The sequence below is a fragment of the Comamonas testosteroni genome (assembly GCF_000761245.1).
Lineage (GTDB): Bacteria > Pseudomonadota > Gammaproteobacteria > Burkholderiales > Burkholderiaceae_C > Comamonas > Comamonas testosteroni_C.
This window is the reverse complement of record NZ_AWOR01000007.1, coordinates 1-515: the sequence shown is the minus strand read 5'-3', so window position 1 is coordinate 515 and position 515 is coordinate 1. Positions and strand designations below refer to the sequence as shown.

The following is a 515-nucleotide window of genomic DNA, read 5'->3' as shown; positions in this document are numbered from 1 at the left end:
CTCAGAAAACGGAAAATAAAGCACGTTAAGCCGGTGGCAGTGGTCGCAACGGTCTGAACTTGCCTGCGCCGACCTTGGTGCTGCTGCGCCAGAGGTAATCGCCGGTCAGATTGATGTGTTCCCACCCCAGCGGTGACAGGTATTGAAACAGCGTCTCGTCTACCGGTTTGCCGTGCCCGTTCAAAGCATTGGTTGCCCGTTCCAGATAGGCCGTGTTCCAAAGCACGATGGCCGCCGTTACCAGATTGAGGCCGCTGGCCCGGTAGCGTTGTTGCTCAAAACTGCGGTCGCGGATTTCGCCCAGTCGGTTGAAGAACACCGCCCTGGCCAGCGCGTTGCGCGCCTCGCCTTTGTTGAGTCCGGCCTGCACGCGGCGGCGCAGCTCCACGCTTTGCAGCCAATCCAGTATGAACAGCGTGCGCTCAATGCGCCCCAGCTCGCGCAGTGCAACGGCCAGTCCGTTCTGACGCGGATAGCTGCCGAGCTTGCGCAACATCAGCGAGGCCGTCACCGTA

At 61.0% G+C, this 515-nt stretch carries 1 protein-coding gene; it reads right to left on the bottom strand.

Features of this window, described 5'->3' with window-relative positions; all coding sequences use genetic code 11:
* Positions 1-25: 25 nt before the first annotated feature.
* Positions 26-515 (bottom strand): Tn3 family transposase (locus P353_RS04110; RefSeq protein ID WP_034365722.1); only part of this gene is annotated, 490 nt, incomplete at its 5' end.